The sequence below is a fragment of the Mucilaginibacter sp. UYP27 genome, assembly GCF_040547175.1.
Taxonomy (GTDB): domain Bacteria; phylum Bacteroidota; class Bacteroidia; order Sphingobacteriales; family Sphingobacteriaceae; genus Mucilaginibacter.
On record NZ_JBEPPE010000001.1, the window covers coordinates 109,198 to 133,702 of the forward strand.

General features: G+C 43.9%; 23 protein-coding genes. 15 read left to right on the forward strand and 8 right to left on the reverse strand.

Annotated features, from left to right (window positions below; all coding sequences use genetic code 11):
• Window positions 1–109 precede the first annotated feature (109 nt).
• The gene (locus ABIB39_RS00395; protein WP_354426610.1) at window positions 110–1,246 is read left to right on the forward strand and encodes a BamA/TamA family outer membrane protein; all 1,137 of its coding nucleotides are present in this window, start codon (window positions 110–112) and stop codon (window positions 1,244–1,246) included.
• Between the two features lie 106 nt (window positions 1,247–1,352).
• Here the strand turns inward: ABIB39_RS00395 and ABIB39_RS00400 are convergent, their stop codons facing one another.
• Window positions 1,353–2,138 (reverse strand): O-methyltransferase, encoded by a 786-nt coding sequence (locus ABIB39_RS00400; protein ID WP_354426611.1) that lies wholly within the window; start codon window positions 2,136–2,138, stop codon window positions 1,353–1,355.
• Between the two features lie 45 nt (window positions 2,139–2,183).
• On the opposite strand from ABIB39_RS00400, the gene ABIB39_RS00405 reads away from it, so the two are divergent.
• From ABIB39_RS00405 to ABIB39_RS00425, 5 genes are all read left to right on the forward strand, one after another.
• The gene (locus ABIB39_RS00405; protein WP_354426612.1) at window positions 2,184–3,044 is read left to right on the forward strand and encodes a transglutaminase-like domain-containing protein; all 861 of its coding nucleotides are present in this window, start codon (window positions 2,184–2,186) and stop codon (window positions 3,042–3,044) included.
• Between the two features lie 212 nt (window positions 3,045–3,256).
• The gene (locus ABIB39_RS00410; protein WP_354426613.1) at window positions 3,257–3,715 is read left to right on the forward strand and encodes a WapI family immunity protein; all 459 of its coding nucleotides are present in this window, start codon (window positions 3,257–3,259) and stop codon (window positions 3,713–3,715) included.
• A gap of 11 nt (window positions 3,716–3,726) precedes the next feature.
• Window positions 3,727–5,661 carry a DNA primase gene (dnaG, locus tag ABIB39_RS00415; protein ID WP_354426614.1) on the forward strand — a complete coding sequence of 645 codons (1,935 nt, stop codon included), beginning with the start codon at window positions 3,727–3,729 and terminating at the stop codon, window positions 5,659–5,661.
• Complete coding sequence (locus tag ABIB39_RS00420) at window positions 5,661–6,029, forward strand: YraN family protein (protein ID WP_354426615.1); 369 nt, start codon at window positions 5,661–5,663, stop codon at window positions 6,027–6,029. Before dnaG ends, ABIB39_RS00420 begins: the two co-directional genes overlap by 1 nt.
• A complete protein-coding gene (locus ABIB39_RS00425) occupies window positions 6,004–7,083 on the forward strand; it encodes a glutaminyl-peptide cyclotransferase (RefSeq protein WP_354426616.1) in 1,080 nt (359 codons plus the stop codon). The genes ABIB39_RS00420 and ABIB39_RS00425 overlap by 26 nt, the downstream gene beginning before the upstream one ends.
• 201 nt (window positions 7,084–7,284) lie before the next feature.
• Here the strand turns inward: ABIB39_RS00425 and ABIB39_RS00430 are convergent, their stop codons facing one another.
• Complete coding sequence (locus tag ABIB39_RS00430) at window positions 7,285–8,256, reverse strand: GlxA family transcriptional regulator (protein ID WP_354426617.1); 972 nt, start codon at window positions 8,254–8,256, stop codon at window positions 7,285–7,287.
• A 135-nt stretch (window positions 8,257–8,391) separates the two neighbouring features.
• Between ABIB39_RS00430 and ABIB39_RS00435 the strand changes: the two genes are divergently transcribed.
• The 3 genes from ABIB39_RS00435 to ABIB39_RS00445 are packed head-to-tail and all read left to right on the forward strand — an operon-like array spanning window position 8,392 to window position 9,935.
• On the forward strand, window positions 8,392–8,952 hold the full coding sequence (locus ABIB39_RS00435; protein ID WP_354426618.1) for a dihydrofolate reductase family protein: 561 nt from the start codon (window positions 8,392–8,394) through the stop codon (window positions 8,950–8,952).
• Between the two features lie 4 nt (window positions 8,953–8,956).
• The gene (locus tag ABIB39_RS00440; RefSeq protein WP_354426619.1) at window positions 8,957–9,526 is read left to right on the forward strand and encodes a dihydrofolate reductase family protein; all 570 of its coding nucleotides are present in this window, start codon (window positions 8,957–8,959) and stop codon (window positions 9,524–9,526) included.
• Window positions 9,527–9,566: 40 nt separating this feature from the next.
• Window positions 9,567–9,935, forward strand: a complete 369-nt coding sequence (locus ABIB39_RS00445) for a DUF805 domain-containing protein (protein ID WP_354426620.1) — start codon at window positions 9,567–9,569, stop codon at window positions 9,933–9,935.
• A gap of 133 nt (window positions 9,936–10,068) precedes the next feature.
• Here ABIB39_RS00445 and pgi read toward each other — a convergent pair whose 3' ends face one another.
• Complete coding sequence (gene pgi, locus ABIB39_RS00450; RefSeq protein ID WP_354426621.1) at window positions 10,069–11,715, reverse strand: glucose-6-phosphate isomerase; 1,647 nt, start codon at window positions 11,713–11,715, stop codon at window positions 10,069–10,071.
• A 252-nt stretch (window positions 11,716–11,967) separates the two neighbouring features.
• Between pgi and ABIB39_RS00455 the strand changes: the two genes are divergently transcribed.
• From ABIB39_RS00455 to ABIB39_RS00465, 3 genes are all read left to right on the forward strand, one after another.
• The gene (locus ABIB39_RS00455) at window positions 11,968–12,405 is read left to right on the forward strand and encodes a hypothetical protein (protein WP_354426622.1); all 438 of its coding nucleotides are present in this window, start codon (window positions 11,968–11,970) and stop codon (window positions 12,403–12,405) included.
• Window positions 12,406–12,490: 85 nt separating this feature from the next.
• Window positions 12,491–13,583, forward strand: a protein-coding gene (gene prfB, locus ABIB39_RS00460) for a peptide chain release factor 2 (protein WP_354426623.1) whose coding sequence is annotated in 2 segments (ribosomal slippage) — window positions 12,491–12,550 and window positions 12,552–13,583 — 1,092 coding nt in all. Because the reading frame shifts where the segments join, the coding sequence is not laid out codon by codon here.
• 100 nt (window positions 13,584–13,683) lie between these two features.
• Window positions 13,684–14,598 (forward strand): alpha/beta hydrolase, encoded by a 915-nt coding sequence (locus ABIB39_RS00465; RefSeq protein WP_354426624.1) that lies wholly within the window; start codon window positions 13,684–13,686, stop codon window positions 14,596–14,598.
• On the opposite strand, the gene ABIB39_RS00470 is transcribed toward ABIB39_RS00465, so the two are convergent.
• Window positions 14,599–15,474 (reverse strand): DMT family transporter, encoded by an 876-nt coding sequence (locus ABIB39_RS00470; protein WP_354426625.1) that lies wholly within the window; start codon window positions 15,472–15,474, stop codon window positions 14,599–14,601.
• Window positions 15,475–15,664: 190 nt separating this feature from the next.
• Between ABIB39_RS00470 and ABIB39_RS00475 the strand changes: the two genes are divergently transcribed.
• From ABIB39_RS00475 to ABIB39_RS00485, 3 genes are all read left to right on the forward strand, one after another.
• Complete coding sequence (locus tag ABIB39_RS00475; protein ID WP_354426626.1) at window positions 15,665–16,150, forward strand: DUF6252 domain-containing protein; 486 nt, start codon at window positions 15,665–15,667, stop codon at window positions 16,148–16,150.
• A gap of 78 nt (window positions 16,151–16,228) precedes the next feature.
• Entirely contained in the window at window positions 16,229–17,665 is a 1,437-nt protein-coding gene (asnS, locus tag ABIB39_RS00480; RefSeq protein ID WP_354426627.1) for an asparagine--tRNA ligase, read from the forward strand.
• A 114-nt stretch (window positions 17,666–17,779) separates the two neighbouring features.
• Window positions 17,780–18,232: an SRPBCC family protein gene (locus ABIB39_RS00485; protein WP_354426628.1), complete on the forward strand. Its 453-nt coding sequence runs from the start codon at window positions 17,780–17,782 to the stop codon at window positions 18,230–18,232.
• 103 nt (window positions 18,233–18,335) lie between these two features.
• Here ABIB39_RS00485 and ABIB39_RS00490 read toward each other — a convergent pair whose 3' ends face one another.
• The 4 genes from ABIB39_RS00490 to secA form a co-directional block, all read right to left on the reverse strand.
• Entirely contained in the window at window positions 18,336–19,271 is a 936-nt protein-coding gene (locus ABIB39_RS00490; protein WP_354426629.1) for a hypothetical protein, read from the reverse strand.
• Window positions 19,272–19,315: 44 nt separating this feature from the next.
• Entirely contained in the window at window positions 19,316–20,500 is a 1,185-nt protein-coding gene (locus tag ABIB39_RS00495; RefSeq protein WP_354426630.1) for a M20 metallopeptidase family protein, read from the reverse strand.
• Complete coding sequence (locus ABIB39_RS00500) at window positions 20,493–20,957, reverse strand: SPOR domain-containing protein (RefSeq protein ID WP_354426631.1); 465 nt, start codon at window positions 20,955–20,957, stop codon at window positions 20,493–20,495. The genes ABIB39_RS00495 and ABIB39_RS00500 overlap by 8 nt, the downstream gene beginning before the upstream one ends.
• Before the next feature lie 152 nt (window positions 20,958–21,109).
• The gene (gene secA, locus ABIB39_RS00505) at window positions 21,110–24,418 is read right to left on the reverse strand and encodes a preprotein translocase subunit SecA (protein ID WP_354426632.1); all 3,309 of its coding nucleotides are present in this window, start codon (window positions 24,416–24,418) and stop codon (window positions 21,110–21,112) included.
• Window positions 24,419–24,505 lie beyond the last annotated feature (87 nt).

Sequence of the window (24,505 nt, forward strand, 5' to 3'; positions counted from 1 at the left end):
ATTTCCTGTTATTATTTTGCAAAAGTAGGTATTTTGCGCACATCAGAATTTTAAATTACACATTCTACAAAACAAGTGCTTTAAAATTACCTTTGCGGCACTACAGCCCATGAAAAAACTTATCCTCATTTTTATACTTTCCGTAGCTATAATACCCGCTTTCGCGCAGGTAAAGATCCTGCCAAAATTCATCCGCAGAATGTATTTTGAGAAAGATACCAGCAAACGCGGCAGCTTTGTGTTGCTACCGGTTATCAGTTCGGCACCCGAAACAGGATTGGAAGGAGGTGGCTCGGCCCTGTATTCTTTTTATACCGATACTATAAGCAAGAACACCCGTGTATCTAACATTTTTGCATATGCCACATTGACCACTAAGGGGCAAAGCCGCGTAAATCTAAGCAGCAGCTACTGGGCACCTAACAACAATTACCATTTTACCGGGGCAATTGGGTACATCAATTTCCCGTTCGATTTTTACGGAATAGGCAATAATACTGACAAAGCCGACGCTGACCGCCTTGGCCAGAAACGCGTCCGCGTTACTCTTACAGGGGAGAAAAAGATAGGCGATTATATTTATGTGGGATTAGTGGCCGGTGGTTACGACTACCGCTTTCACGACCAGCAGCCCGGCGGCATTTTCGCTACAGACCCTACCATCGAAGGTAAAAACGGGGGTACTATACTTTACTTTGGCCCAAGCTTTACATTAGATAGCCGCAACAACAACACCTATACCACAAGCGGCGGTACGCTAACCAGTTATTTAAACATCATGAACGGAGTGGGTGGCAATTGCGGTTATAGCGGCGGTTTTTTAAATATAGAGGTTACGCATTTCTTTGCCTTAAGCAAAAAGTTTGTTTTAGGGGTTGACGTGCAAAGCCAGAACATGACGGGCAGCCAATCGCCATTTTACCTGCTGCCTGCTTTAGGCAGCGATGAAATGATGCGTGGCTATTACAACGGCCGTTTCCGCGACCGTAACCTGTTGGCAGGCCAAACCGAACTGCGTTACCGCATGACTGAGCGTTTCGGCATTGTAGGCTTTATAGGCGGCGGAGAAGTATTTAACAAAGATTTTAACCTGAACCAGCTAAAGCCGAATTACGGTGGCGGCCTGCGTTACTTTTTTGATGTGCAAAAAGGCCTCAGCATCCGCGTAGATTACGGTGTTGGCGAAAAACGCCCCGGCGAAAGCAGGCAAAGCGGGGTTTATGTGGGGTTAGGCGAAGCGTTTTAGAAGATGTGCAGATTTCAATGTGCAGATGTGCAAATTAGAAGCAAGCGAATATCAAAAAATTCAGATTAGGTATTATTCATTTGCACATCTGAAATCCGCACATCCCCTACACCTTTATCTTAAAATCTTCCTTCGCCTGGCCGGTTTTAAAAAACACCAGGCCTATCCAAAATAAATCTACCGTGGCGGTTACCTGGGGGTTGGCCTTTATCTCGGCCCAGGCTTGTTTCATGCCGTCGCTCCAGTAAATATCGTCAAATATTAGCATGGTATCTTCGTGCACTTTTGGCAGGCACCATTCAAAATACCGTAGGGTAGCGTCGCGCTGGTGATTGCCATCTATGTACACAAAGTCGAGCTTATCCAGTCCGGCAATAACATCCGGTAGGGTATCGTCAAAGTTGCCGGTTATTACCTTAATCTCTTTCGCCCCTGCCCTGCTAAATACCTCTTTGGCAACACCCGCGGTTTGGGGGCAGCCTTCTAAGGTGTACACTTTTGCATTTGGCGCGGCGGCCTGCAGATAAAGCGTGGTAATACCCAGGCAAGTGCCCAGTTCAACAATGCTTTTAGGTTTTGTTGACGCGGCCAGTCGGTAAAGCAATTTAGCAAGCTTAGGCGGCTTAAGCGCGTTTAGGGTGATAGCGCTTATCTTTTTCTGCTTGTTGTTGTTCACGTGCGATCCTGCACCTAAATCGGTAACGGTGATGGAGCGGTTATCTGTAAGCAGGTTATCGCGCTCCTGCTCTATTTTTTGATAAACAGGTTTATCCGCTTTATCATATATAACCTGGTCTACCAGTCGGTAAACAAATGGCGAGTGCAAACCATGACGATTTTTTGACGTAAGCCTGTGCAACAGAAAATCTTTTGCGAACGTTAAATTGAACATAGCTGTAAAACTATTAAAAGGTTTAGTATTTTAGCTAAGAGATATATGATAAATCCTACAGAAGTAAATTCACTTATCCGTTTGCTGGACGACCCGGACGCTGAGATCTTCGGCCACGTTCACGAAAAACTGCTATCTTATGGTATCGAGGCTATCAATTACCTGGAAAGTGCTTTTGAGCAAGCCTTTGACCCCATACAGCAGGAACGTATTGCCAACCTTGTACACGAGATCCAGTTCGGCACCTTAAAAAACGACCTGAAGCTTTGGCACCAGAGCGGCGCGTTCGACCTGCTACAAGGCATCCTGATAGTTAACCGCTATCAGTACCCTGATCTTGATGAGCAAAAGGTAATAAACCAGATTGAATCCATTAAGCGCGATATCTGGATCCAGATGACAAACGAGGCCAGCCCGGTGGAACAGATTAAGCTGATGAACCATGTTTTTTACAGCATCCACGGCTTTAGTGGCAACACCACCAACCACCGCGACCCGCAAAACAGCTACATAAGCCAGGTGCTGGATATTAAAAAAGGCAACCAGATCTCGTTAGCCATCATTTATTCCATCATAGCCCAAAAGCTGGATATCCCGGTTTATGGTGTAAACCTGCCGCAGCATTTTATACTTGCCTATCTTGACGAAAGCCGCGAAAACGAATTTGAAGGCGGCATCCTATTCTATATCAACGCGTTTAATAAAGGTTTCATTTTTGGCCGCAGGGATGTGGATATGTTCCTGAAACAGCTGAACCTTCAGTTCGATAAGCAATTTTACGAGCCCTGCTCCAACTCTGATATTATTAAACGCGTTATCCGCAACCTCATCAGTGCCTACGAGCACCTGGGCTCAGCAGAAAAGGTAGACGAGTTAAATGAGTTGTTGGATATAATGGGTGGATAACTTTTTAGCGAAGTTTACGAGTTGACTCACCCCCTGCCCCCTCTCTGCTGCGCAAAGAGGGGGTGATTTTTTTGAGAATATGTTTTAGAACCCTATCTGCTGCGCAGAGAAGGACGCGCACGAAGTGTCGCGGGCTGAGTAATATTGCAGATATTTTTCTATATTTAATCAAAGACTTACCCGCTTAACAATTACTTTTGTAACCCTAAAACATGGACGACAGTTTGACAACGTATTTTGAAATCCGAACTTTCGGCGATAGCCTTAAAATTGAAGTATTGGAATATATAACATATAACTCTGATCTTGACTGGGATAATAATTGGCTTAGGACAGAAATAAGTGTCGGATGTGGAGATTTTTCGGGTACATATATCGCCGAATTAATGACATTAGAATTTAAAGAATTAAGAAATCAATTCGATTACTTGTATCATAATTTAACTGCCTCTACATTATTTAAAGACCGCGAAAATCAGTTATCTTTTGAAATTAAAGGAAATGGTAATGGAAACTTTGAATTAGAAGGCATAGCTTATGGTAGCTCTTCGGAATATTGTGCAAAATTATATTTCACACTCCATTTTGATCAATCTTATATCCCCGGGTTTATTAAAATGTTAGATACAATTCTTCAACAATACCCAGTTATAGGTAATTTTAGGGCGTAGCTTTTAAAAACATGATCACCAAACCCACCGTAGACCGCATAATGGAAGCCACAGATATTGTGGAGGTGATTGGCGAATTTGTACAATTGAAAAAGCGAGGGGCCAACTACGTAGGCCTTTCTCCCTTTGCTAACGAGCGCACACCGTCTTTCACGGTATCGCCGGCCAAGGGCATCTTTAAAGATTTCTCGTCGGGCAAGGGTGGCAGCGCTGTAACCTTTTTAATGGAGCTGGAGAAATTTACCTACCCCGAAGCATTGAAATGGCTTGCCAAAAAATACGGCATTGAGGTAGAGGAAACGGTAGAATCGGCCGAGAACCTGGAGGAACAAAACCACCGCGAAAGTTTGATGATCGTATCGGGCTTTGCGGCCAAGTTTTTCCACGAGAGCCTGCTGGAAACCGATGAAGGCAAAAGCATTGGCTACAGCTATTTTAAAGAGCGCGGCTTTACCAACGATACCATCAAAAAGTTTGAGTTGGGTTACTCGCCCGATCAATGGGAAGCCTTTACGGGCGAAGCACTTAAACAAGGATACAAGGAAGAATTTATAGTAGAAAGCGGCCTGTCTGTTAAACGGGATAATGGTTCGCTTTATGACCGTTACCGTGGCCGGGTGATGTTCCCAATCCACAGTTTTACAGGCAGGGTTATCGCCTTTGGCGGCCGTACTTTAAAAAACGACAAGAACGTACCTAAGTATGTAAACTCGCCCGAGTCGGAGATCTACCATAAATCGAGCATCCTTTACGGGTTATATTTTGCTAAGAAAGCCATCCGTGAAGAAGATAATTGTTATTTGGTGGAAGGTTATGCCGATGTAATATCGGTGCACCAGGCGGGTATCGAAAATGTGGTGGCATCGTCGGGTACATCCTTAACCGTAGAGCAGATCAGGCTAATAGGCCGCCTTACCAAAAACATCACCATACTTTATGATGGCGATGCGGCGGGTATCAAAGCATCCCTGCGCGGGCTGGATATGATATTGGAGGAAGGCCTAAACGTAAAAGTGGTGCTGTTTCCGGATGGGCATGACCCGGATTCGTACGTGCAGAAGTTTGGCACCAATGCGTTTAAAACGCACGTTGATAAAAACAAAAAAGATTTCATTTTATATAAGACCGAGATCCTGCTAAAGGATGTTGGTAACGACCCGATAAAAAAGGCCGAGGTTATACGCGAGATCGTAGAAAGCATCGCCAAGATCCCCGATTCTATCAAGGCTTCGGTGTTCCTGAAAGAGTGCAGTAACAGACTGGAAATTGATGAGCGCGCGCTGCTTTCCGAACTGAATAAAATGCGCCAGGCCAAGGCAAGAAAGGATAGCCAGCAACAGCAGAATCAAAACCGCAGGCCAGATGCCACGCCGGAAGACCTTTTGTTTTTTGACGAGCCGCAGGAGCATATTGCCAAAGAATCGGACACGCAGGAGCGCGAGATAGTACGCTTGCTGTTACATTACGGCAACAAGATGATCGATTGGGATGGCATTGCCAATACCTACATCGGTCCGTTTATGATAGCCGAGTTGAGCGACGTGGAATTTGAGCAACCGGAAACTAAAAAGTTCATGGAGATCTACCGACAGGAAGTAGAGAACGGTGTATTACCCGAAGAACAGCATTTTATCCATTACCATGATAAGGGCATTGTTGACCTGGTGGTAACCATGCTGGCTACAAAATACGTATTGAGCGAGAACTGGTACGAGATGCATAAAATTTTGGTACCCGATGAGCAAGTTAATATGAAGGCCACCATTCTGGGTGCTATCTTCCACCTAAAAAAACAAAAAGTAGGCAAGATCTTACTTAACCTGCGTAACGAACTAAAGACGACCACAGGAGAGGCCGACCAGGAAATTCTGCTGAACCAATACATGCACATGAAAAAGGTAGAGAAAACCATTTCCGATTACTTAGGCTCGGTAATTATTAAATAATGGCATCCCATAACGATCTCGGCAAAAAAGGCGAAGCAATGGCTAAGGCACATATGGAAGCCAATGGGTATGAGATAATGGATGAGAATTGGGTTTTCGGCAAAGCCGAGATAGACCTGATTACCTATAAAGCCGGGATAATTATATTTACCGAAGTTAAAACCCGCACCGGCAATGCCTTTGGCGAACCCGAAGATTTTGTTGACGCCCGCAAGCAGCGTTTACTGGTAGAAGCTGCCGACGAGTACATATATTTGATGGATCACCAGGGAGAAGTTAGGTTTGATATAATATCTATCCTGTTTGACCGTAATAGTAACCACACACTAAAACATATTGAAGATGCCTTTTGGCCTTCTGCCATTTAAGATGAATAAACGCATAGCACTTTTCGCAGTAATAGCAATGCTGGCCTACAGCTGTAGAACCGATAAAAAAGAAGACGAATTTACCATTAGCCCCGATGCGGGCAGCAACTACAAAGCAGGTGAACAAATTGCCCTGAAAATTGGCTATCCTGCTGATATTAAAATAGATTCGGTTGTTTATTTGCTCGACAGTACACGCGTTGGCACGGCTAAAGATTCATCGGCTGTAAATGTTAAAACCGATAGCCTTGCACTTGGCGCGCGTGTGATAACCGCAAAAGTTTACCAGGCCGGCCAAAGCCAGGACTTAACCACCAACATCAACCTGCTTGCCGCCAAAGCACCGGAGCAATTGGGTTTTGTTGTAGAGAAAGTTTTTCCGCATGATACTGCATCTTTTACAGAGGGATTAGAGTACCAGGACGGCGTTATGTATGAAAGCGATGGCGGGCGTGTGGTTGAAGGAAATGGTCAATCAAGCTTGCGCAAAGTTGATCTAACTACAGGCAAGGTACTTAAAGTAGTAAATATCGATCCCAAAATCTTTGCTGAAGGGATAGCAGTTATTGGTGACAAAATTGTCCAGCTTACCTACACCGAAAAAATAGGCTTTGTGTACGACAAAAAAACGCTAAACCTACTTAGCAAGTTTGATAATAACGTAGGCATTGAAGGCTGGGGAATGACGCACGACGCTAATAAAATTTATATGGACGATAGCACCAACCGTATCTGGTTCCTGGATAAAAACACCTATCAGCAAAAGGGATTTGTTGATGTTTATGATGATAAAGGTGCAGTTAATGAAATTAACGAGCTTGAATATATTGATGGAAAGATCTACGCGAATGTTTGGAATACTGATAACATCTTAGTGATAGACCCTAAAACAGGTGCTGTACTACAAAAAATTGATATGACCGACCTGTATTTGAACCGTAACCCCCATGCCGATGTCTTAAACGGCATTGCTTACGATAAGACCACCAAACGCATTTTTATAACCGGCAAAAAATGGAATAAATTGTTCCAGGTTAAGTTTGTAAAGAAGTAAATGGAAAAGCCCCAATGTTCGCAGCTTTTCTGATATATATAAGACCATTGCAATAGCGATCCAACCATCTACGAGTACAAGCGATATGCTTTAAGGACAATAATGGTGACATTGTTTTGTCAGGTGCAACAAATATTCAAATATTTAATTATCAGCGAATTACAAATATAAACCCCCGTTCACGGCCGTGAACGTGAACATTTAACTCGCTTTATTATACTTATTCTTATACTCTACCGGCGATAGGCCGGTTATCTTTTTAAACACGGTTCGGAAGGCCTTGGTATCCGAATAGCCAACATCATACATTACCTCATTAACATTCATCCGGCTGCTTTCCAGGTGCTTTTTAGCGGCTTCTATCTTAACACGTTGAATGTACTCCAGCGGGCTGTTGTTGGTCGCCTTTTTAAAGCGGCGCTCAAAATGGCGTTTGCCAATAGCGTACTTCATTGCCAGTTCTTCTACCGAGATCTTTTCGGTTATGTTGGCTTCTATAAACTCCTGTGCTTTCTTGATCGACTCGTCCTCGTGGGTTTTTTGCCCGTTAAACATAATAAACGGCGACTGGCTCTTCCTGTCTATCTCCAATGCAAACATCTTAGCTGCCATTATAGACATATCTCGCCCGGCGTATTTCTCAACCAAATATAAAAGCAGGTTCCAGTAGGATGTTGCGCCGCCACTACTGTACAGGCCGTTTTGCTCGGTAACTATACTGTCGTCAACCAAAGTTACCTTCGGGAACATCTTCCTAAACTCCTCTGCAAAGCGCCAATGGCTCGATGCCTCTTTACCATCGAGCAGGCCCGTTGCTGCCAACAGGAACGCGCCTACGCAAAGGCTGGCAACTTCGGCACCTTTATACTGCTGGTCAATTATCCAGGGGATAAACTCCTCGTTACTTTTTATAGCAGTAGCCATATCCCCGCCAAAAGCCGGAACAATAATGAGGTCAGTTTTCTTAACCTCTCCTATCACCGCATCTGTATGTACCGAAAACAAACCGCCATGCAGGCGCACCTCTTTTTCTAACCCAACCAACTGCACATTAAACATTGGTGGCTTGCCGGCTGCAGCCAAAAAGTCGTTAACGCCGGTAAACATGATGCGCGGGTCTGCAATGCTGGCTAATACGGCCTCGTTGGTTATCAGGATAGATACATGTCTCATTTTGGCGATGAATTGGTTTATCAGAAGTAAATGTAGTGAAGTAGAAAGTCGTAAACAACCCCTAATTAGTCCTTTTTGCACCTTACCTTATAAACCATCTACGGTACATTTGTATCATCATAACAAAACAACAAAATGAGAAAGCTAAAATTACAGATGCAGGTGAGCCTTGATGGCTTTGTGGCAGGCCCAAATAACGAAATGGACTGGATGACCTGGAACTGGGATGATAAACTAAAAGAATATGTACAGGAAATAACCGAACCAATAGACACCATTATACTTGGCCGTGTACTGGCCGAAGGTTTTATCCCGGTTTGGAAAGAACGCTCTGCCGACCCATCTGCAGATAGATTTACCCACAAAATGGTTAACGACCCTAAGGTAGTTTTCACCAAAACCCTGGCCGAAAGCCCATGGGAGAACACAACCCTTGCCACCGGCGACCTAACCGAAGAGATAAATAAACTAAAGGCACAACCCGGCGGGGATATTGTGGCTTATGGCGGTGCAACATTTGGAGCGGCACTCATAAAACACAACCTGATAGACGAGTACCACATTTTTGTTAACCCTGTTGCCATTGGTAAAGGCAAAACCATTTACGGCGCGTTGGAAGCTAATCTGCCGCTTAAATTAGTTAAAGCCAGCCCGTTTGAATGTGGCATTACGGTACTTTGCTACACCCCCGCGTAACACCATGCGCAGGTTAGTTATATCGATGAATATAACCCTTAACGGTTTTATGGCCGGCTCGCATGGCGAGTTAGACTGGCATGAACCGTATTGGGATGACGAAATGGCGAAGATCATAACCAGGCAACTTGGCAATGCTGATACTTTGTTGATTGGCCGCAACACATATCAGTGTATGGCACCTTACTGGCAGGCCCAGCAGTCAAATATTTCTGCCCCACGTGAGATTGTAGATTTTGCAGATATGATGAATAGGTATGAAAAGGTGATATTCTCTAAAACGCTTAAAATCGGAAACTGGCAAAATGCCCGATTGGCCAACCGCCCTATTGGCAAAGAAATTAGGGCGTTAAAAACGCTGCCTGGGAAAGACATGATCGTTTATGGTAGTGGCAAACTTGTTACACAGCTTATTAAGCTAAACCTCGTAGATGAATACCTGATATGGATCTATCCCCTGGCAATAAAAAAAGGCCGGCCATTGTTTAAAAGCAGGTTAACTATGCACCCTTATAAAACTAAGGTGTTTGGTAGTGGAGTGGTTTTGATGTGTTATAACGTAAGGCAAGCTTAATAGAAGAAATTACTTATATTAGCATACCTAAACCAACATTATGTTCAACGATTCCTTTTCTTTCGATGGCCGCATTTCCCGCACCGAATATGGCCTGAGTATATTGGTTTTTATCGGTGGCATCTTTTTTATTAGTTCACAATTGAGGCATCACAACAGTTCAAATTCTTATTTGCTTATGTTTATTCCTCTAATTTGGTTCCGTTGGGCACAGGGCGCCAAACGTTGTCATGATCTGGACAACAGCGGCTGGTGGCAACTTGTTCCTTTTTATACGTTTTGGCTTTTGCTGGAAGAAGGCAAATCATGGCCAAACCAATACGGCAAAAACCCTAAATATGCACACCTACCCAATGAGGCATTTCATCCCAAAAACCCGTACGACCAAAACGATCAGCGGCCGCAATAACCAAAAAATGCCACGCTGAGTTATACCGAAGAACCTAATTTACGATATGTATATCGGCGATTAGATGCTTCACTAAGTTCAGCATGACAAATTAAATAGAGCTACTTACTGCAAACTTAAAACTGCAGACCGATTACCTCCAGGCTTTGTACTGATTGATCAAACCGTTGGTTGATGAATCGTGTGTGTTAACTTCTGCATCATCTTTTAACTCAGGTAAAATCTTTCCGGCCAATTGCTTGCCCAGTTCAACACCCCATTGGTCGAAACTGTAAATATTCCAGATGATGCCTTGTACAAATATTTTATGCTCGTACATGGCGATCAGACTGCCCAACGTATGCGGTGTTATTTTTTTAACCAGAATAGAGTTTGTAGGGCGGTTGCCTTCAAAAACTTTAAAAGGTGCAATTTTTTTGATCTCTTCTTCGTTTTTTCCGGCCTTCTTCAATTCGTCAATTACCACTTCTTCAGTTTTACCGTTCATTAGAGCCTCGGTTTGAGCGAAGAAATTCGAGAGCAGCATATTGTGGTGCTCGCCAAGCGGGTTATGCGATTGCGCAGGCGCTATAAAATCACACGGGATCAATTTTGTCCCCTGATGTATCAGTTGGTAAAACGCGTGCTGCCCGTTTGTACCCGGCTCTCCCCAAATAACGGGGCCAGTTTGATAGTCTACGTGCTTGCCGTTACGGTCTACATGTTTACCGTTGCTTTCCATATCCCCTTGCTGGAAGTAAGCAGCAAAGCGGTGCATGTATTGATCGTACGGAAGAATAGCTTCTGTTTCAGCCTCAAAAAAGTTATTATGCCAAATACCTATCAATGCCAAAATAGCAGGCAGGTTTTGCTCAAGCGGGGCATCTTTGAAATGGTTATCCATCGCATGTGCGCCATCAAGCAATTCGGCAAAATTATCAAAGCCAATGCTTAATGAGATAGATAAACCTATCGCGCTCCAAAGCGAGTAACGGCCGCCAACCCAATCCCAAAACTCGAACATGTTTTTGGTATCGATACCAAATTTCGCAACGCCTTCGCTATTGGTAGATAATGCTGCAAAGTGTTTGGCTACATCTTCGTCCTTACCGCCGTTTTTAATGAACCAATCGCGGGCGCTGTGGGCATTACCCATGGTTTCTTGCGTAGTAAATGTTTTAGAAGCGATAAGGAACAGTGTAGTTTCCGGGTCAACCTCTTTTAAAGTTTCAGTTATATGTGTACCATCCACATTTGATACAAAGTGCATGGTTAGGTGGTTCTTGTAAGCTTTTAGTGCTTCCGTAACCATCACGGGGCCAAGGTCCGAGCCGCCGATGCCGATGTTTACAACATCGGTAATAGCCTTACCTGTATAACCTGTCCACGCCCCGCTGATGATGGCCTCGCTAAACTCTTTCATGTGATTTAATACGCCGTTAACATCGGGCATTACATCTTTACCATCAACTAAAATTGGGGTGTTGCTGCGGTTACGCAAAGCGATATGCAAAACCGGGCGGCCTTCGGTAACATTGATGGCTTCACCAGAATACATGGCTTCAATTGCCTTGTTTACACCACACTCGCGTGCTAATTGGGTAAGTAACGCAAGTGTTTCATCATCAACGCGGTTCTTGGAGTAATCCACCAAAATATCCCCAAACTGAAGCGAGAATTTTTCAAATCGCTGATTATCAGTTTCAAATAATTCCTTCAAACTTTTTGATACGATATCAATGTAGTGATCTGTTAAGTATTTATACGATTGGGTGCTCGTAAAATCAATATTTGGCAGCATAGTTGTGATGTTTTTTGTAAAAGTAACAAGTTAAAACTGAGCCTGATATTAAAAGTGAAAAAAGGACAGTTAAGTGTTATTTTAACACACCCAAGATAGTGTTTGTTTTACACTAACGAATTGTCATTTCAATAACAAATGTTTGATAATTTTTAGAAAGTGAAAATAAATATTTAATATATTTGTGGTGTTGGTAAATAAACCAATTATTTTTCATCATTTTCTTAATCTGCCTTTTAAACAAATATTGCCATGTTTGAAAAACTTTTTTTGCTCGTAAAAAACAATGCCGATACGGCTGTTATGAACAACCCGGTAGTGCCTGTAGAACACCGCGAGGCGGTAATTAATGAGGCGTCAAGCTCTATCATTGAGGTATTAAAAAACCAAATGGATACGGGCAAATTAAAGGACCTGGTAAAATACTTCCAGTTTTCGGCGATATATGATAACCCGCTTATCCATAGCGTGGCTAATAGGTTTGCTAATAAGCTGAACAATTTTTATAACATAGGCATGGCCGAGGCTATGAAAATTGCCGACGAATTAATCCCACCGGTAATGCACCAGTTAATGGAACAATCAAAAGGCGAACAGAATAAAGAGTTTGCGCTAAGCACCATCCTGTCTAAAGTAAACGGTAACGTTGCCGATATGGGTGTGTTGTTAAACCAGATGCGCATCGCGTAAGCAAAAATATTTTTTACTACGGGGCCTGCAATTAATTGTAGGCCTTTTTTATTTGGCCTAACCGCAATTTTATATATTTGCCATTATGACAAAAGAGAACATGCAGGATTTAAGGGATAGAACAACTTCCCTGAGGAGGCATCTTTGACATCGATACCAAACTCGATGCCATGCAAAAGGAACAGGATATAACCATAGGCCCAAACTTTTGGGATCATCCTAAAGATGCCGAGAAAGTTCTGGCATCCATCAAAGCAAAAAAAGTATGGACCGACGCTTTCCAGAAAGTGGTTTCGGTAATAGACGATACAAACGTGTTGTTTGAATTTATGCAGAGTGGCGATGCTACCGAAGCAGAAATGAACGAGCAATACGAGCAGGCTGTGTCCGTGGTCGAAGAACTTGAATTTAAGAACATGCTTAGCGCCGAGGAAGACCAGTTTAATGCCGTACTTCAAATTACAGCGGGCGCCGGGGGCACTGAAAGCTGCGACTGGGCCGCCATGCTGATGCGCATGTACATTATGTGGGCCGAAAAGAACGGGCACAAAGTGTCTGAGCAGGATTACCAGGAAGGTGACGTGGCCGGTGTAAAAACGGTTACGCTGCAAATAGAAGGTGAATTTGCTTATGGTTACCTGAAAGGCGAAAATGGCGTCCACCGTTTGGTGCGCATTTCACCATTCGATTCTAACGCTAAGCGCCATACCTCATTTGCTTCAGTATATGTTTATCCGTTGGTAGATGACACCATAGATATTGAGGTGAAAGACGCCGATATCGAGTTTGAGACTTTCCGCGCGGGTGGTGCGGGTGGCCAAAACGTAAATAAGGTAGAAACTGCCGTACGGTTATATCACAAGCCATCGGGCATTATCATTAAAAATCAGGAGTCACGCTCTCAATTACAAAATAAAGAAAATGCTATCCGCCTGCTTAAATCGCAGTTGTATGAAGCCGAGATGCGCAAGCGTGCCGAGGCATCAAGCGCGGTTGAGGGGAACAAGAAAAAGATAGAATGGGGTTCGCAGATCCGTAACTATGTATTGCACCCATACAAACTGGTTAAAGACCTCCGTACAGATCATGAAACCTCTAACGCCGCTGCCGTGTTAGATGGCGACCTAAACGAGTTTTTAAAATCGTACTTAATGGAGTTTGGCGGACCGAAGAATTAAAGTCCGGCTTTTAGATAAAATACAAAAAACGATGCTGCACACCACAGCGTCGTTTTTTGTTGCCATAAATTGTACCTTGCCCTTACCAATGCTACTTTTTATGATGAAGCGTATTTTAACCGTATTAATATTGACTGCTACTACAACCCTTGCCTTTAGCCAGGAACAAAAATCGATGCTGCTATATCCAAAGGGCGTACCTAACAGTAAAGCAGCACCAGCTAATTATGCTGAAAGAAATGATGAATTATGGATCTTTAAAGTAACAAATCCTACTATTACGCCCTACCTGCCTGCCAAAGGCACGGCAAATGGTACAGCCGTAATAATATGCCCCGGCGGTGCTTATGCAGGCCTCGCCTCCGGACATGAAGGAATAGATATAGCCAGAGAATTTAATAAGATTGGCGTAACTGCATTTGTATTAAAATACCGTTTACCCAGCGATAGCATCATGGTTGATAAAACCATAGGCCCGTTACAAGATGCCCAACGTGCCATACAAATAGTTAGGCAGGATGCTGCCAAATGGGGCATTAACTTAAACCGAATAGGCATTATCGGCTTTTCGGCAGGCGGGCATCTGGCGGCGACCGAGGGGACGCACTTTGATAAAGTGGTTATTGATAACCCAAACAACATCAGCGTTCGCCCGGATTTTATGATGCTGATATACCCCGTGATATCTTTTGGTGAGAAGGCACACGTTGGTTCTCGTGAGAACTTGATAGGCAAAAATGCAACACAGCAACAGGCCGATCTATACTCTAACGATAAGCAAGTTACAGCCAGCACCCCGCCAACATTCATAGTACATGCCGAAGATGATGACGTTGTGCCCGTAGAGAATGCCTTACTGATGTACGAAGCTTTGCTTAAAAACAAGGTAAAAGCCGAGATGCACCTGTTTCCGGCCGGTGGTCATGGTTTTGGCCTGGTAAATTCAAAAAGCAAAGGGCTGTGGTTCAATTGGGCCAAGACCTGGATGGGCGATAATGGTTGGTTAACTAAGTAATTAATCAGTTCCCTTTGGGATGAGTACAGCGTTTTTGGATTTCAAAAACGAAACTGCTATTCCAATCAAAACTATCGCACCCCCGATTATCTCTTTAAGGTGCAGGGTTTCCCCCAAAAGGCCTATGGCTAAAAACCCGGCGATAACTGTTTGCCCTAACAAAGCTATGGCTACACGCGTAGATTCGAGATAACGTAACGAGTGATTGATGGTAAGCCATCCTATCAATTGGCAAAGAGCGCCCATCCCCAGGAAACAACCCCAGGTTGCAGTATCAAATCCGGTTAACGCGTCGCCGCGGGTAAGTGCAACTGCCAGTAGAAACACCGCTGCCCCCAGCATGTTGTAACACATAAAAGTAAAGGTGTTTATGTGTTTGATGATGCCCTTGGTTATCATGAGGTAAGCGGCATAAAGTATGCTTGCAGCCACGGCGTATAATATCCCCGGACTAAATTCCAGGTGTATCACATTCTCGTAGCCGACCAATATCACCATCCCAATTATCGCTACAAAAGTGCCCACCCAAAACAGCTTGCCCGCTTTATGTTTAAATAGTAGATAACTCATCAACCCTACCCAAACCGGGGCAAGATTAGCCAACAAGGTTGATATGGTAGCGCTGATCTTTAACAGCGAAATATTCCACATGGCAATATCTGCCCCAAAAACAACACCGCCAATAATGGTAATAACAAGCGCCCTGCGAGTTGTTTTTAATTTGCCTTTTAAAACGCAGTAAGGAAGCAGGAACAGCCATGCAATAAAGATCCTGTAAAAGCCCGATGTAATGGCTGGTGAGGCCGCCAGCTTTACAAATATTGGCGAAAAAGAGATACATACAATACCAATAACCAGGCTAAGTTTCGGTTTCAAATTAAATTTAATTGAGCTGCAAACTTAGGTTGTCTGAATCAGAATTTACAGAATTATTTAATTAACATAATGCTATCCATTCGATTCTGAAAATACTTTAATTCCGCTTCATACAAAAAATTCACACACATTGTATCACACGCAACTTTTTTAACGTAAAGTATAAACTAACACATTAAAAATATTGATCATGAAAAAGTTTACTTTTATCGCCCTGGGATTCTTCGCCCTACTCCTTTCATCTTGTTTGAAAAACGACGACAATTGCTGCCGCACTTCTTACCAACAATATTTTGTTGCCGAAAAAAATGGCTTATCTGTTTATGCAGAACCTTACAGCGCAAAAGTTGGCACCGATTCCATTTCTATTTTGGGCCTTGGCAGGGATGCAGGCATCAAAATGCACATTAAATACACCGGCAAAGGCACGTATGCTTTAACAGGCAACCAGGCCCGCTATTATCAATTAATTGGCAAGGACACCGTAAGCCGTTACAATGCAGGTGTTGCTGGCGGTAGTTCATTAATAGTTACCGATGTTGATTCGACCCAACATGTAATTGCGGGTACATTTACTTTGAAATTTAAACGCAAGTTTCCGGTTACCTCAAGCATTTATGCGGATAGTGTTAAATTTACCAAAGGCAACTTCCTGATCTATCTGCCACGTAACTAAGTTATATCCATTTAAGTACGGTTTTACTGCTTACAGGTTTAGCAAATAATTGTATTTTTGCCGCATATACTATTTTATATGAGCTCTCGTACAAAAATTAAAGCACTGCTTGAAAGCGGTAAAACCGATATTGATGTAACTGTTAAAGGATGGGTGCGTACCTTCCGTAACAATCAGTTTATTGCTTTAAATGATGGCTCAACAAATAATAACCTGCAAATTGTTGTCGATTTTGAAAATACCGACCCTGCCACATTAAAGCGTATTACCACCGGCGCAGCGCTTAGCGTTAGCGGCAGGCTGGTAGCATCGTTAGGTAAAGGGCAAAGCGTTGACGTTAAGGCAACAAGTATCGAAATATTAGGTGACAGCGACCCGGAGAAATACCCGCTTCAACCAAAAAAACATAGTCTTGAATTTTTACGGGAAATTGCGCACCTGCGTTTTCGTACCAGTACGTTTGGTGCAATTTTCAGGGTGCGTAACACGCTTTCATACGCTATACATACCTTTTTCCAGGAGCGTGGTTTTGTTTACCTGCACACGCCCGTTATTACCCAGTCTGACGCCGAAGGCGCCGGCGAAGCATTCCACGTAACCAACTTCGATCTTGCCAATGTACCACGTACCGATACCGGCGAAGTAGATTACAAGCAAGATTTCTTTGGTAAATCTACCAACCTTACCGTGTCCGGTCAGTTGGAGGGCGAACTTGGTGCAATGGCACTGAGTGATATTTATACCTTTGGCCCTACCTTCCGTGCCGAAAACTCAAATACTACCCGCCACCTGGCCGAGTTTTGGATGATAGAACCCGAAATGGCTTTCTATGACCTTAAGGACAATGCTGACCTGGCCGAGGAACTGTTAAAGTATGTTATCCGCTACGCGCTTGATAAAAACAAGGAAGATATCGAATTTTTAACCCAGCGCCTGCAAGATGAAGAGAAACAAAAACCACAAAACGAACGCTCTGACCTTACTTTGTTAGAGAAACTTCAGTTTTGTTTAGATAACGATTTTGAGCGCTTGACCTACACCGAGGCTATCGAGATCCTGAAAGAATCTACCCCAAACAAAAAGAAGAAATTCCAATACCCGATAGAAGGCTGGGGCACCGACTTACAGTCGGAACACGAGCGTTACCTGGTTGAGAAACACTTTAAAAAACCGGTGATCCTGACGGATTATCCTAAAGAGATAAAATCATTTTATATGCGCCAAAACGACGACGGCAAAACTGTTGCCGCTATGGATATCCTGTTCCCCGGTATCGGCGAAATTGTAGGTGGTTCGCAGCGCGAGGAACGCCTTGACAGGTTGGAGCAACGCATGGACGAGATAGGTATCCCTAAAGATGAACTTTGGTGGTACCTTGATACCCGCCGTTACGGTGGTTGCCCGCACGCAGGCTTTGGTTTAGGCTTCGAACGATTGGTGCTATTTGTTACCGGCATGGGCAACATCCGCGATGTGATCCCTTTCCCAAGGTTCCCGAAGAATGCAGAATTTTAAACACTGATTTTAAGGATTTTTATGATTACGCCGGTTATTTTTATGATCGGCGTTTTCGTTTCTTTCAGGACTATGCGCGATGCCGAACTTTACTTCATGGCTTAACTTGTAGATATGTCGAAAATAGTATTAACTACATTTATCAATGCTCCACTCGAAAAATGCTTTGACATTTCGCGGGACATTGATGTACATGTTGCATCAACAGCACATACCGGCGAGCGGGCAATTGCTGGCCGTACGAGTGGGTTAATTGGCTTTGGCGAAACCGTTACATGGCGGGCTAAGCATTTTGGTATCTGGCAAAACCTTACATCAAAGATCACAGACTTTAACGCCCCAGTTTTCTTTACGGACGAAATGGTAAGCGGTGCTTTTAAAAGTTTCAGACATGAACATTACTTTAATCACGATGGCACAAGAACCATTATGCAGGATGTGTTTATTTTTGAATCACCGTTAGGAATATTAGGGAAACTGGCAAACTGGTTATTCCTTAAAAGGTATGTGACCGCATTACTGGTGAAACGTAACCTTGTTATAAAAGAAATAGCCGAGAAAAGTTAGCCGTCATGCCGAACTTGTTTCGGCATCCCACACGCAAGGGTTACTGTATAACTGTCCTGAGAGATCCCGAAACAAGTTTGGAATGACGGTTAATTAATGAGCATTATTCCTTCTTATAATCCTTATGCACAATTAAAAAGCTGGCGCGTTCCTCCTTGTGGAATGGGATATCCCAGTTGCCTTGATAGCTGATTTTGATGGGTAATAGCTCGTCGTTAAATTTATTTAGTTCGATATTCATTTGCACATTAAAATCAAACAGCATATTGCTGTATTTCATATCGATATAGCGGCCGAGTATCTCAAAATTGTTTACATCGAAAATTGTGGTCATCTCCTGTATCATCACATCATCCGGGCTTGTACTGGGCTTGCGTTTTACCTTAAACCGGTAAACAGGGATGCTATCCAGGTATTTACCGCGTGCGAACTCATAACTGTAAAACTGGCGTAACTCCGGCCCGAAGATCTCTGTTTTACCGCTGATGAAAGGGATGCCCGGCACTTTTCTGCCCGGTGTAAATATCAGGGTTTTCAATTTGGCTTTGTATCCTTCATTTTTACCTTTGTTTTCAGCAGATGTACCTTCGCCCTTCACAAAATCCGAGTTGTAGGCGTTCATGAAAATATAGTCGAACATCTCTACGGTGTACAACTGGTACTTACCGTTTTTCTTTATAACATTCCCACTGTCGCGCCTGGTTGTGTATTCAATTTTATGTTTGCCGCCATTGTTGCTATGCAGTAACCGGCGGTAGATCTTGCCATCAACCTTATTCTTCTTATCGTAGGTGTAAATGCGGTTCTCGGCAGTAAAGGCGTAACTTTTCATGTTTTGGAAAGCCTTGTAAAAACTGGTATCGTTCATTACTGCATCAATAAAATCCTGCGCGTTTAACCTATGCGACCGGATATTGGCAACTGCGGTATCGATGGTAATGGTAAGGATGGTATCAGGATTAAAACGTGGGATCTGCTGCGCTTTGGAGACAAAGGCAGAAAGTAAAAAGCAGAATGCTATTAGTAACTTTTTGTTCATGGTAATTAAGCGCGGCTATGATTTATGAACCATTAACTTCTAAATTAATTCCCTAACTGTTTTACGGCAAGGTAAGCCATAAGGCCAACGCTTTGTTCCAGTGCACTTTCCTCTACGTCAAACGTTGGGGTATGTACTGATGACGTAATTCCGCGGCTTTCGTTACGTGTACCCAGGCGATAAAAGCAAGAATCTGCCACCTGTGAGTAATAAGCAAAATCCTCTGCCGCCATCCAAATATCCAGATCGAGCACGTTCTCTTTACCCAAATAATCCTCGGCATTTGCCCGGGTTGCCGCTGTCAGCTTTTCCTCGTTGATCAGGAACGGGTAGCCTCTCATGATATTGAACTCGCAGGTACCGCCCATGCTTTCGGCAATACCTTCAGCCATTTTTTTGATCTTGATATGAGCCTCAGAACGCCATTTCTCGTCCATTGTACGGAAAGTTCCTTCCAAATAAACTTCATTAGGAATTACATTTGTAGCACCATTGGCGATCACTTTTCCAAAGGATAAAACCGATGGGCTTTTAGGATCGGCAGAGCGGCTTATGATGGTCTGCAACGCGGTGATGATATGCGCCGTAATAACAACCGGGTCTACATTCTGCTGCGGTTGCGCACCATGCCCGCCCTTGCCCCTCACGGTAACATAAAGTTCATCGGTTGACGCCATATACTTGCCTGCGCGGAAACCTACTTTACCGGCGTCTATCAGCGGCATCACATGCTGGCCTATCACGGCCTGTGGTTTAGGGTTCTCTAATACGCCTTCCTGTATCATCAGGCTGGCTCCACCCGGCAACTTTTCTTCTGCAGGTTGAAAGATCAGTTTTACCGTACCGCCAAACTCGCTTTTAAGATCGGTTAAGATCTTAGCTACACCAAGTAATGACGAAGTATGCACATCATGCCCACATGCGTGCATCACACCCGGGTTTTGCGATTTGTACGGCACATCATTTGCCTCCAGTATCGGCAGCGCGTCCATATCGGCACGTAGGGCCACTACCCGATCGGACGGCTTATCGCCTTTTATAAGGGCTACTAAACCTGTATCGGCCATTTTGCTGTATTCCAACCCAAGCTCTTCCAGCTTATTTGCCACAAACACCGATGTTTCTACCTCGTGGAAAGAAAGTTCGGGATGCGAGTGCAAATGCCTGCGGTTAGCCACTACATCATTAAAAATATCTTTTGCTATTTGCTGTATTTTTTCCTTAATCATTAGTGATAACCGTTTTGGGTGGATTGATTTTCTCTGAGATAATAAACATTGCCGGGAACCAGGGCTTCAATTGCTCCTTCATGCGTTCGGCCTCGATACGCGAACGAAAATCGCCGGCACGTACTTTAAAATTTGGTTCTTTGTACACAATATAGGTGCGCATCTCCGGGAATTCCATATTGAACTTTGCCTGGGCGTTGAATGCCGCCCCACGGTTGCTGCCGCTATAGATCTGTACACGGTAACCATATGATGAGTAACCCGCCGAGCCCCCGCCACGTCCTTTATTAAGCGTAGCGCGTTTGGCTAATAGCGTATCAAACAGTGGCGGTGCCACTACTTGTACTTTGCCGCGGGTTTGCGCCGATGCCCCGAATGAGCACACTATCAGCATAAAAAAAAAGCAATATTTGATGAGGCTTACCAGAGCTTTATAATCAAACATTGCTTTTTTCATTTTAGATTTCCTTTTAACCGTCATTGCGAGGCACGAAGCAATCTTTTTGCTATACAGAGCGGCTCTGTAGATCGGGGATTGCTTCGTATCTCGCAATGGACGCGTGGATTATTTTTTAGCCCCTTCATTCAGGAGAGGGTTGGGTGAGATTCTTAATTCATCCCCTGGCCGTGGCAGCTTTTGTATTTTTTGCCGCTACCACATGGGCATGGGTCATTCCTGCCTATTTTTTGCTCAACCTTTACCGGGGTTGGTTTTTGTATCTCGCGGGTATCGTCCATCGGCATGCCGTTAGCTTCGCTTACCAGTTCCGGTTTTGAAGTACGCATATTTTTCAGGTCGAGTTTGGGCTGAGGTTTTGCCTCGCGCACCTCCTCAGGCTCTTGCTGAACCGGGATACCTCCTCTAAACAAGAAGCTAACCAGCTCTTTATTTACGTTTGATAACATCTGGCGGAACAATTCAAAAGCCTCGAACTTGTAAACCAATAACGGGTCTTTTTGTTCGTAAACCGCGTTTTGTACCGATTGCTTCAACTCATCCATTTCGCGCAAGTGTTCTTTCCAGGCATCATCGATAAGGTAAAGCGTAACGTTTTTCTCAAACGATTTAAACACCTCTAAACCTTTGTTCTCCACCGCTTTTTTAAGCGGTACAGATACCTGTAAACCGTGGATCCCATCAGAGAAAGGTACCACGATATTTTCCACATATTGGCCGCGGGTATCGTAAACATCTTTTATAACCGGGTAAGCCTGTTGGGCAATAGCCTCTGCTTTACGTTTGTAAAAGTCGGTTACTTCAATAAATGTGCTTTCTACCAGGTTAGCAAGAGATGTAGCGCTAAACTCTTCAGAATTTACCTGAGTATCTACCGAGAACAAACGGATTACTTCCATCTGGAATCCTTCGTAATTGTTTCCCTCCTTGTATTCGGTAACCACATCTTCAATTACATCGAAAATGGTGTTGCTCAAATCTACATCAAGGCGTTCGCCAAATAATGCGTTTTTACGTTTAGCATAAATAACGGTACGCTGAGAGTTCATCACATCATCATACTCCAGCAAACGCTTACGGATCCCAAAATTGTTCTCTTCTACTTTCTTTTGAGCACGCTCAATAGATTTTGAGATCATAGAGTGCTGGATAACCTCACCCTCTTCGATACCCATACGCACCATAAGGTTAGAGATACGCTCTGATCCGAATAAACGCATCAGGTTATCTTCTAACGATACAAAGAACTGGGAAGAACCCGGGTCGCCCTGGCGGCCTGCACGGCCACGCAACTGCCTGTCTACACGGCGGCTTTCGTGGCGTTCGGTACCTACAATGGCTAAACCACCAGCCTCTTTTACATTCGGGCCTAACTTTATATCCGTACCACGGCCTGCCATGTTGGTAGCAATGGTAACGGTACTTGTCTGACCAGCTTCGGCAACAATATCCGCCTCCTTCTGGTGCATCTTAGCATTCAGTACGTTGTGTTTGATGCCTCGTAGCTTAAGCATACGGCTCAATAACTCCGAGATCTCTACCGATGTTGTACCCACCAGTACCGGGCGACCGGCCTGTGTAAGTTTTACAATTTCATCTGCAACGGCATTATATTTTTCGCGGATGGTACGGTAAACCAGGTCCTGCATATCTGCACGGCTGGTTGGCGTATTTGTTGGTATCTCTACCACATCCAGTTTATAGATCTGCCAAAATTCACCCGCTTCGGTAACAGCAGTACCCGTCATACCACAAAGTTTATGGTACATTCTAAAGTAGTTTTGCAGCGTTACGGTAGCAAAGGTTTGTGTAGCATCCTCTACCTTAACATTTTCTTTAGCTTCGATAGCCTGGTGTAAACCATCAGAGTAACGGCGGCCATCCAATACACGGCCGGTTTGCTCATCAACAATTTTCACTTTACCATCATCAAGGATATACTCGGTATCTTTTTCAAATAAGGTATAAGCTTTAAGCAGTTGGTTAACCGAGTGGATCCGTTCTGATTTTATAGAGAAATCGCGCATCAGTTCGTCTTTCTTCGCTATCTTATCTTCTGCCGGCGCATCAGATTTTTCGATGTTTGCGATCTCGGTACCAACATCAGGCATCACAAAGAAGTGAGGATCTTCGCCCGATGCGGTGATAAGCTCGATACCTTTTTCAGAAAGCTCTACCGAATTACTTTTCTCATCAATAATGAAGAACAATTCAGAATCTACCCTCGGCATTTCTTTGCCCTGGTCCTGCATATAGTGGTTCTCCGTTTTTTGCAGAACAGTACGGTTTCCGCCCTCGCTCAAAAATTTTATTAATGCTTTGCTTTTGGGTAATGCACGGTGTGCCCGCAATAACGCTAAACCGCCATCTTCAATACCGGTATTACCATCGTTAATGGCTTTCTTGGCTTCGTTCAATACGGTGTTAACGTAAGTTTTTTGCGCGTTAACCAAACGTTCTATACGTGGTTTCAACTCATAAAACTCATGCTCGTCACCACGAGGGATAGGGCCTGAGATTATTAGCGGTGTACGCGCGTCATCGATCAATACCGAATCGACCTCATCTACCATGGCATAGTGCAGTTTGCGCTGTACCAATTCTTCAGGGCTGCGTGTCATATTGTCACGCAGGTAGTCAAACCCAAATTCGTTGTTGGTACCAAAGGTGATATCAGCTAAGTAGGCTTTGCGGCGCTCTTCAGAGTTTGGCTCGTGTTTATCAATGCAATCAACCGCCAACCCGTGGAACTCGTACAACGGACCCATCCACTCGCTATCGCGTCGTGCCAGGTAATCATTTACGGTTACTATGTGTACGCCCTGTCCGGCAAGTGCGTTAAGGTAAGCAGGCAGCGTGGCTACCAAAGTTTTACCCTCACCTGTTGCCATCTCAGATATTTTACCCTGGTGTAACACAATACCACCAATCAGTTGCACATCATAATGTACCATGTTCCATGTAACCTCGTTGCCGGCAGCAAGCCAGGTGTTATGATGGACAGCTTTATCACCTTTTATAAGTACGTTGCTCTTTTTGGCAGCCAGTTCGCGATCAAACGGTGTGGCAGTAACCTCAATCGTTTTGTTTTCGGCAAACCTGCGCGAGGTTTCTTTTACCACGGCAAAAGCCTCGGGTAAAATATTCGCTAAAATATCTTCAAGTTCTTTATTGCGGTCTTTCTCCAGCTTATCTAACTGAGTGTACAAGGCAACTTTTTCGCTTACCTCCATTTCCAGTTCGGTTTCTGTACGTGTTTTAATGGCCTGTATTTCACCGTCGATACCTGCAAGGCCGGCAGCAATGGTTTCTTTAAATTCTATGGTTTTGGCCCTAAGCTCATCGTTACTTAACTGGTCAAGCTTGGCATAAGCAGCCTTCACTTTCTCAACTATTGGCAAAATCCCTTTAACGTCTCGTTCTGATTTGCTTCCAAAAAGCTTACTGAAAAAATCTAACATATTATTTTTATATAATGCACCAAACTCAATAATTGCGCCAGTGCAATTTTAAAGTCATTTTGACATGCAAAGATAGGATTTAATGTG